The sequence below is a fragment of the Arthrobacter sp. ok909 genome (assembly GCF_900104405.1).
GTDB lineage: Bacteria > Actinomycetota > Actinomycetes > Actinomycetales > Micrococcaceae > Arthrobacter > Arthrobacter humicola.
This window is the reverse complement of the sequence record NZ_FNJS01000062.1, coordinates 1-8615: the sequence shown is the minus strand read 5'-3', so window position 1 is coordinate 8615 and position 8615 is coordinate 1. Positions and strand designations below refer to the sequence as shown.

General features: G+C 62.1%; 8 protein-coding genes and 1 pseudogene. 8 read left to right on the top strand and 1 reads right to left on the bottom strand.

Translation table 11 applies throughout. The features are described from left to right. Positions 1-302, top strand: a pseudogene (locus tag BLR03_RS23535) (IS982 family transposase); the annotation flags it as partial. A gap of 75 nt (positions 303-377) precedes the next feature. Here the strand turns inward: BLR03_RS23535 and BLR03_RS23530 are convergent. Continuing rightward, positions 378-1070 (bottom strand): GntR family transcriptional regulator, encoded by a 693-nt coding sequence (locus BLR03_RS23530; protein ID WP_091256946.1) that lies wholly within the window; start codon positions 1068-1070, stop codon positions 378-380. Positions 1071-1246: 176 nt separating this feature from the next. Here BLR03_RS23530 and BLR03_RS23525 point away from each other — a divergent pair, with 176 nt between their 5' ends. The 7 genes from BLR03_RS23525 to BLR03_RS23495 form a co-directional block, all read left to right on the top strand. Then, a complete protein-coding gene (locus BLR03_RS23525) occupies positions 1247-2116 on the top strand; it encodes a methylenetetrahydrofolate reductase (RefSeq protein WP_091256944.1) in 870 nt (289 codons plus the stop codon). A 12-nt stretch (positions 2117-2128) separates the two neighbouring features. After that, positions 2129-4456 (top strand): FdhF/YdeP family oxidoreductase, encoded by a 2328-nt coding sequence (locus BLR03_RS23520; protein WP_091256943.1) that lies wholly within the window; start codon positions 2129-2131, stop codon positions 4454-4456. 8 nt (positions 4457-4464) lie between these two features. Next, positions 4465-5052 carry a GTP cyclohydrolase I FolE gene (gene folE / locus BLR03_RS23515; protein ID WP_091256947.1) on the top strand — a complete coding sequence of 196 codons (588 nt, stop codon included), beginning with the start codon at positions 4465-4467 and terminating at the stop codon, positions 5050-5052. A gap of 450 nt (positions 5053-5502) precedes the next feature. Continuing rightward, complete coding sequence (locus tag BLR03_RS23510; protein ID WP_091256941.1) at positions 5503-6819, top strand: molybdopterin molybdotransferase MoeA; 1317 nt, start codon at positions 5503-5505, stop codon at positions 6817-6819. After that, the gene (fdhD, locus tag BLR03_RS23505; protein ID WP_091256940.1) at positions 6807-7688 is read left to right on the top strand and encodes a formate dehydrogenase accessory sulfurtransferase FdhD; all 882 of its coding nucleotides are present in this window, start codon (positions 6807-6809) and stop codon (positions 7686-7688) included. Before BLR03_RS23510 ends, fdhD begins: the two co-directional genes overlap by 13 nt. Next, positions 7675-8166, top strand: coding sequence for a molybdenum cofactor biosynthesis protein MoaE (locus tag BLR03_RS23500; RefSeq protein WP_091256937.1), 492 nt, complete (start codon positions 7675-7677; stop codon positions 8164-8166). The genes fdhD and BLR03_RS23500 overlap by 14 nt, the downstream gene beginning before the upstream one ends. A gap of 7 nt (positions 8167-8173) precedes the next feature. Then, positions 8174-8615 (top strand): catalase (locus BLR03_RS23495; RefSeq protein ID WP_139184664.1); only part of this gene is annotated, 442 nt, incomplete at its 3' end.

The window sequence follows — 8615 nt, the reverse complement described above, 5'->3', positions numbered from 1 at the left end:
AAGGCTTCGCCGGCCGGGAGTTCGAACAATTCATCACAGAAAATCTCGGCGCCACCCTGATCCGGCCCGACCGCAAAGACGAGAAGCACCGCTTCGGGAACTTCGGCGGCATCCGGCAATGGATCGAATCCGTCTTCGACACCCTCAAAGGTCAACTCACCCTTGAACAGCACGGCGGACGGACCCTCGCCGGGGTCTATGCCAGAGTCGCGGCCAGACTCTTCGCACTCGCCGCCGGTATCTGGCACAACTGGCACATCGACGCGCCCCGCAAACGCTCACTCATCGCCTACGACCACTAAACGAATACGGACTCACTCATCTAGGCGCCGCTTTTCCTGATTGAGCCCATGTCGTGCGGATCCAGGCCAAATGGTTTACAGGACAGCCCTGATCAGATTCTCGAAGTCGGCGACGTGCCGGGTGGTCAGCCGTGCAGCTGCCTCGGAGTCCCCTTCCGCGATGCATTCGAGAAGCTCAATATGCTGGGCAATATGCTCCGACACTGGCGGAAGCTTTTCCAGCACAAGGCTCCAAATCCGCGTTGCCAGGTTGTCGTATCGAATCAGGACATCTTCAAGGTGCCGACTTCCAGTGGCCCGGTAGATCATCCGGTGGACCCGCATGTCCAGGCGCATGAGGTCCCGTTGCGAGTGCATCCCCGGCAGCAGCTGCCCGACTTCCCGGGCAAAGTCCCTAAGCTCCTGCCGAAGCTGCGGCGACGCCATCCGCGCAGCGCGCGCCGCTGCTGCAGGCTCCAGAAGTTGGCGAATCTCGGAGATCTCAGCCAGATCGGTTATGTCCACGCCCGCGGCGAATGTTCCCCTCCGGGGATAGGCCACCAACAGATGATCGCTCTCGAGCCTCTTCATTGCTTCCCGGATAGGCGTTCTGCCAACACCGAGGCGCCGGGAAATGACTTCGTCGTTGAGGGGTTCACCCGGCTTGATGTCCAGAAGGATCAATTCGTCGCACAAGACCCTGTAGGCGAAGTCGGCGAAGGACTCGTCGTCCTGCCTCCCCGGCAGGTAGGCTCCTCCCACCTCCGGTAATTCGGCACCACTTGCCATTTCCAAGTCCCCTCCCGACGTACGACTGAGCCTTGACGTGAAGGCTCCATGAACATAGTATTCCTAGAACTGATATATCACTATTTGGGCATAGGAATGTCAATCTTCCCCTATCTTCCGCATGGACGCTGCCCTTCCCACGGGCGCTGCACTGGTAGGCCCAAGAACGGAGCGCAATGAGCAAGGAAGTTGCTGCAAGAGTGCGGCTGGAAGTTGTGCCGTCTGCGGATCTGCTCACCCAACTCCCTTTGGCCTTCGACACCCCGGGTTCGGTCAGTGTGACCTGCCTTCCGCACCACGGTCCCGTAAGGACGGTAGAAGCATCCACAAGTCTCGCGCGACTGGGCTACCACACAGTCCCCCATCTCGCCGCCCGTAGCATTACCAGCCAGACCGAGCTGCACTCCCTGCTGCGGCAGTTGCAGGACGCGGGAGTCTCCGAGCTGTTTCTCGTTGCCGGTGACCGGCGCACGCCTGCTGGTCCCTACTCATGGAGCGGACAACTCCTGGGGGCAATCAAGGCGTACTCACCTGAGTTCTCCTTGGGCATTGCCGGATACCCCGAAGGCCACCCCGAGCTGAGCCAGGAACAGCTCATGATCAGCCTCCAGGCGAAGGCACCATTGGCCTCCTCACTGGTTACTCAGATGTGCTTTTCCGCGCAGGCAATCAGCCGATACGTCCGGACGATCCGCAATAGCGACGTCAAGCTTCCGGTGTGGGTTGGGGTCCCTGGTCCGGTCTCCATCAAGAAGCTGGTCTCCATGGGAGCGCGCCTCGGCGTAGGCCGCTCGCTCAAGCTTGCCCGCGGGACAGGAATGGCGGGGGCCCTCTGGCGAGGTGGCGACTTTAACTACGACAGCGCCCAGCTGATCCGCCAAGTTCACCACGAGCTGGGCGGGGATCCGCTCTTTGCCGGGGTCCACGTTTACACCTTCAACGACCTGGCGCGCCTTCCGGGCCTCCTGGACAGTCTGCCGACGCAGCAGCAGAGCAGTTTGCCCCAAAGAGTCGCCGCCCACCCCCTGTTTCCTGCCAAGATCTGAAGGGAAGATCACATGGCTTCAAAAGCCCCACTACATAACATCGACGAGTCAAAGCTGACCGTCACCAAACCCAAGACCAAGGCGGTCGGCATCCCCGCGGTGGTGAACTCGCTGAAGATCTCCCTCGAGCAGATGGGTCCGCTGCGCAGTGTCCAAACGCTGCTGGCAGTCAACCAGACCGACGGGTTCGACTGCATGGGCTGCGCGTGGCCCGAGCACGAAAAGCGCAACGCAGCAGAGTTCTGCGAGAACGGCGCGAAGGCCGTGGCCGAGGAGGGCACCCGCCGCCGCGTTACGCCCGAATTCTTCGCCCATCATTCCATCGAGGACCTGAAAACGCGGGACGACTACTGGCTGGGCCAGCAGGGCCGGCTCACACACCCAATGCTGTTGGCCGAGGGCGCAACACACTACACACCTATCGAATGGGACGCCGCCTACGAGCTGATCGCCCAAGAGATCAAAGACATGGACCAGCCCGACGAAGCAGTTTTCTATACTTCCGGGCGGACCTCGAATGAAGCCGCTTTCCTCTACCAACTCCTCGTGCGGGGACTGGGCACGAATAATCTCCCCGATTGCTCCAACATGTGCCACGAGTCCACGGGCTCGGCCCTCGTTGAAACCATCGGCATCGGCAAGGGCTCGGTCAGCCTCGTCGACCTGGAGACGGCCTCGCTGATCTTCGTTGCCGGGCAGAATCCCGGTACTAATCACCCGCGCATGCTCAGCGCCCTGGAAAAGGCGAAGAAGAACGGCGCCGTCATCGTCTCCGTCAACCCGCTTCCCGAGGCCGGGCTCATCCGGTTCGAGAATCCACAAACGATCTCCGGAACGCTTGTGGGCACGCAACTGACCGACGACTTCCTGCAGATCCGGGCCGGCGGGGACCAGGCCCTCTTCCAAGGGCTTGGCAAATACCTCCTCGAGGCGGAGGCGCAGGGGAGGAAGACCCCGGGGCTGACTACGGTCCTGGACCACGAATTCATCAAGAACCACACCGTGGGCATCGACGAATACCTGCGGCACCTCGAAAAGGTCGAGTGGAGTGAAATAGTCGAAGCCACGGGCCTGAGCTTGGAGCAGATCAAGTCCACGGGCGAACGCCTGCTCGCCTCCAATTCCACCATCGTCTGCTGGGCCATGGGCCTGACCCAGCACAAGCACTCAGTTCCCACGCTCCGGGACGTCGTCAACGTGCTGCTTCTCCAGGGCAACATCGGTAAGCCCGGAGCAGGGGTATGCCCCGTACGCGGCCACTCGAACGTCCAGGGCGACCGGACCATGGGCATCTTCGAAAAGATGCCAGAGGCGTTCCACGACAGGCTGGACCAGGAGTTCAAGTTCCTTTCCCCTCGCAAGCACGGCTACGACACCGTTGCGGCGATTCGTGCCATGCGGGACGGCAAGGTCCGCGTCTTCATTGGGATGGGTGGAAACTTCGTCCGGGCGGCCCCGGATTCCGAGGTCACGGAGCGGGCATTGGGCAACACAGACCTGACGGTGCAGATCTCCACAAAGCTGAACCATTCGCACGTGTCCACGGGCCGACGCGCGCTGATCCTCCCGACGCTGGGTCGGACCGAAAAGGACGCGCAGCGCACCGGCGACCAGAGAGTGACGGTGGAAGACTCCATGAGCGCCGTCCATGCGTCCCGCGGGCGCATTAAGCCGGCAAGCGAGCACCTCCACTCAGAAGTGGCCATAGTGTGCAACCTCGCCCATAAGCTCTTCACCGACAGTGACAACCTCCCACTGCCCAACACGCCTAAAGCCGCCTGGCTCTCGATGAAAGACGACTACTCCCTGGTCCGAAAACACATCGAGGCGGTCATCGACGGCTTCGAAAATTTCGAGGAGCGGATCCAGCACCCTGGCGGCTTTGTCCTCCCCCACCCTCCGCGGGACGCCAGACAGTTCGCGACCGCGTCGGGCAAGGCCCACTTCACCGGCAATGAGCTGGAATTCATCAAAGTACCCGAGGGGCGGCTGGTCCTTCAAACACTGCGCTCACATGACCAGTACAACACCACCATCTATGGCAAGGATGACCGATACCGCGGTATCCACGGTGGGCGTCGGGTGGTCCTTGTCAACGAGGCTGACATCGCTGAGCTGGGCTTTCGGGACGGTGACATGGTTCATCTGATTTCCGAGTTCCGCGGGACGGAGCGGCGGGCCGACAACTTCCGGATCGTTTCGTACTCGACACCGAAGGGCTGCGCTGCAGCCTACTACCCGGAGACCAACGTGCTCGTGCCGCTGGATTCGGTAGCTGACACCAGCGGTACGCCGACTTCCAAGTCCGTCATCGTGCGGTTGGAACGGGCCGAAGCGTGAGCGCCGACATGACGATGGCAATAGCGTCCAAGGGGGTGGACGGGCCGCGGGTTGAGCAGGCCGTCCGCGAATATCTAATTGCGATCGGAGAGGACCCGGACAGGCCAGGGCTTGTGGACACGCCCGCGCGGGTAGCCCGGGCGGCTGCGGAGATATTTGGCGGGCTTCACGAGGACCCCCTAGCTGTGCTTGATAGGACCTTTGACCTTGGGCACGGAGAAATGGTCATCGTCAAGGACATCCCCTTCTACTCCACCTGCGAGCACCACCTGGTGCCCTTCCACGGCGTAGCCCACGTTGGCTACATCCCCTCGGCTGAGGGTCTCGTCACGGGACTGAGCAAGCTGGCCCGGCTCGTCGATGTCTTTGCACGCCGGCCCCAGGTCCAGGAACGGCTGACAACCCAGGTCGTTGATGCGCTGGTCAGTTCACTGCGGCCCCTGGGGGCCATTGTGGTAGTTGAGTGCGAGCACCTCTGCATGTCGATGCGCGGTGTCCGCAAACCCGGGGCCAAGACCATCACGTCAGCCGTCCGCGGGGAGCTCCGTCTGCCGGCGGCCCGTGCAGAGGCGCTCAGCCTGATACACGGCCGCTAAAAATTCCTGTACACACCCCTCGTACTGCCATACGATGTAACTGATATATCTTTACTATTAATCAAAAATATCAGTAACAACTTTTAGAGGAGCATCATGCCTGACATTACTCACGCCCGGGCCGACGCCGTTCTGGCCGCAGCCCGCGACCACACGGTCGTATCCGCAGGAACAGCAGCCTGGCGTTAGGCATCAACGGGAGGCCCGGCCTGGTAGCCGGGCCTCCCCGGTTCCCATCCACAACATGGACGGACCGTCCCGATCCCGTGAACGATGCTTCGATGGGCCTGAAAACCTGGGGAGGTAGCTCACCGAAGCATCGCTTTCGGGCGGCGGGGCAGCACCCAATTCCGCACACCACAGCAATTGTCTAAGGAGGGTCCATGTCAGGAAACAGAGCAGTCGCCTACAAGGAACCCGGTCTCGTCGAGATAGTCAGGAAGTCCCGCGATGCCCGCTCATGAAATCGCCACAGACGGTCGCGCTTCCGCGTCGCCTTCTGCCCGCAAGCATGCCGGAAGGCCTGCCTCAACTTGGTCCGAAGCCCGCCAGATTGCCTTTGATTGCGCATCAGCACTCCGGCCCGTGAGCGTCCCGCTGGCTTCAGCAGCAGGCCGGACACTGACCCGCGACGTCATCGCGCGGCAGAACATTCCCCACTACGCTTCCTCGGCAATGGACGGTTGGGCCGTCAATGGCGCCGGTCCCTGGACCCTTTCCCGGCAGGGAGGCACATTGTCACCCGACGAGGCCAGCACCATTGCCACCGGTGGACTGGTACCGCCGGGCGCCGACTCGATACTCCGCGCAGAAAGTGGCCAGCTCGCCCACAACGCTGAAGGCGAGCTCCTGCTGACGCTCAACGACTACGCGAAGCACGGCGAGCCACTACTCGGTCAGCACATCCGCCATGCCGGCGAAGAAGCAACGGCGGGTGAGGTGTTGATCCCAGCGGGTACATTACTGAACCCCGCCCACATTGCCCTCGCTGCCGTAGCCGGCCACGACGAACTGCAGGTCCATGGAAAACCGGTGGTAGCGATCGTTCTGACTGGTTCTGAGATCGTCACCTCCGGCGTTCCGGCCCCGGGACAGGTCAGGGACACGTTCGGTCCGCAACTTGAATCGGTCATTTCCCTTCTCGGAGCCACGCCCGGCAGCCCTCTCCGGATTGGCGACTCCTACCACGACTGGCTCTCGGCCCTCGGAGACTCTGGATCTCTCACCGGGCAGCGACCGGACGTAACCATAACGACCGGGGGAACCGGCCGTTCCGGCACAGACCATTTCCGCGCCGCCGTAGCCGCGCTGGGCGGCCGGCTGTTGCTGGACGGCGTCGCCATGCGCCCTGGCCACCCCGCCGTCCTGGCCGAACTCCCCGACGGCCGGTTCCTCCTCGGCCTTCCCGGAAACCCCCTCGCTGCAATGATGGCGCTAACCACGCTCGCAGAGCCGCTTCTGGCAGCGCTCGGAAACAAGTCCATGAGCGCAGTTGGACATGTGATTTCGGGCGCTGACGTTGATCCCTACCCGGGGCGTACCCGCCTCATCCCCTGCACGTTTAGCCACGGACTGGCATTTCCTGTCTCACATACAGGACCGGGCATGATGCGTGGTCTTGCCTGGGCGGACGGCGTCATGGCCGTTCCCCCCGAGGGCGTCCTGTCCGGTGAGCCCATTCCGGTGCTCCCGCTGCCCTGGACACAGTCGAACGAGAACATCGCTTCCATAAAGTCTCGAGTACGGAGCATCGCATGGCACGAATGACTCAGCGTAGGAAGATTCATCGCTTTCGTATCGACGGTTCAGGCACCGAACCCCCAATACGGTTCAAGGAAGACGTACTGGCCGCCGAGGAGCCACTGGAAATCCGCATCGGCGGCAAGTCCTTCGCGGTCACCATGAGGACCCCAGGGGACGATTTTGACCTGGTAGCAGGGTTCCTTGTTTCCGAAGGCATCATCAGAAGTCAGTCCGAGCTCGTCTCGCTTCGCTTCTGTGCCGGAGACACCGGAGCCACACAGACGTTCAACGTGATCGAGGCACAACTGCGGCCGGATGTGGTCATGCCGGACACCATGCGCCACGTTTACACCTCAAGCTCCTGCGGCATCTGCGGGACTGACTCGATCGAAGCCGTTCGCAAGACACTCCATTTCGACCCTTCCCAGGACGAGCTGCAGATTCCCTTGGATGTACTCGCCGAACTGCCGGAGCGGCTTCGCGGGGCCCAAGCTCTGTTCGAGAAGACCGGAGGTGTTCATGCAGCGGGCCTGTTTAGGGTGGATGGTCCGAGCCCGGAGCTGCTTTGTCTTCGGGAGGACGTGGGCCGCCACAACGCTGTCGATAAGGTGGTGGGGTGGGCTCTGCGCCAAGACCTTTTGCCGCTGACCGGCACCGTACTCCAAGTTTCCGGACGAGCATCTTTCGAGCTTGTTCAGAAGGCAGCGCTGGCCGGTATTCCCGCCCTGGCAGCGGTGAGCGCACCTTCAAGTCTTGCCGTTGACCTGGCTGCCGAGACCGGAGTGACGTTGGTGGGGTTCAGCCGGGGACACAGCCTGAATGTATACGCCGGACGCGAGCGGTTGGCTCCTCCGCGCAAGTCGCGCCGTGAGGAGAACTATGCCCGGCTTTGATGTTGTTCTCGCCGGGCTTAGCGCAGACCCCATCTCCGTTGACCGCGCGATGTCAGCCGTCGAGGGCAACGAGGCCGGTGCCGTGGTCAGCTTTAGCGGAGTAGTCCGCAACCATGATGACGGCAAAGCCGTGGACAGGCTCAGCTACTCTGCACACCCCACAGCACAGCAGGTCCTGAACGACGTCCTGGCAGAGCTTGCCGCAGAGCATGGGGCCTGGACGGAGCACCCCGTCCGTATCTGGGTGGCCCATCGCATTGGTGTGCTCCGCGTCGGTGATTCCGCACTCGTCTGTGCAGTCTCGGCAGCCCACCGAGGCCAGGCCTTCGTTGTTTGTTCAGACCTCGTGGACCGCATCAAGGCCCGCGTGCCCATCTGGAAAGAACAATTTTTCAGTGACGGCACCGTGGAGTGGGTGGGGACCGCCACAGTCCAAAGATTGCCTTCCAATCATCTTTCACAAGTAACAGAGAAATAGGAGAACAATGACTGCCATTTCCACCACACAGTCCGGTGCCCCCGTCACGTCCGACGCGCACTCCAAGTCCGTCGGCGCCGACGGTGCGATCATCCTGACCGACCACTACCTGATCGAAAAGCTCGCGCAGTTCAACCGCGAACGTGTCCCGGAGCGTGTTGTCCACGCCAAGGGCGGCGGCGCCTTCGGTACCTTCAAGACCTCCGAGGACGTCTCGAAGTACACCAAGGCCGCCCTGTTCCAGCCCGGCACCGAGACGGACATGCTCATCCGTTTCTCCTCCGTTGCCGGCGAGGCAGGCTCCCCCGACACCTGGCGCGACCCCCGCGGGTTCGCCGTGAAGTTCTACACCACCGAGGGCAACTACGACCTCGTCGGCAACAACACCCCGGTGTTCTTCATCCGCGACGGCATCAAGTTCCCGGACTTCATCCACTCCCAGAAGCGCC

Coding starts and splice junctions, on each gene's coding strand:
- BLR03_RS23520 (WP_091256943.1), top strand. CDS start 2,129: ATGGCTTCAAAAGCCCCACTACATAACATCGACGAGTCAAAGCTGACC.
- BLR03_RS23525 (WP_091256944.1), top strand. CDS start 1,247: ATGAGCAAGGAAGTTGCTGCAAGAGTGCGGCTGGAAGTTGTGCCGTCT.
- BLR03_RS23530 (WP_091256946.1), bottom strand. CDS start 1,070: ATGGCAAGTGGTGCCGAATTACCGGAGGTGGGAGGAGCCTACCTGCCG.
- fdhD (WP_091256940.1), top strand. CDS start 6,807: ATGGCACGAATGACTCAGCGTAGGAAGATTCATCGCTTTCGTATCGAC.
- folE (WP_091256947.1), top strand. CDS start 4,465: ATGACGATGGCAATAGCGTCCAAGGGGGTGGACGGGCCGCGGGTTGAG.
- BLR03_RS23510 (WP_091256941.1), top strand. CDS start 5,503: ATGCCCGCTCATGAAATCGCCACAGACGGTCGCGCTTCCGCGTCGCCT.
- BLR03_RS23500 (WP_091256937.1), top strand. CDS start 7,675: ATGCCCGGCTTTGATGTTGTTCTCGCCGGGCTTAGCGCAGACCCCATC.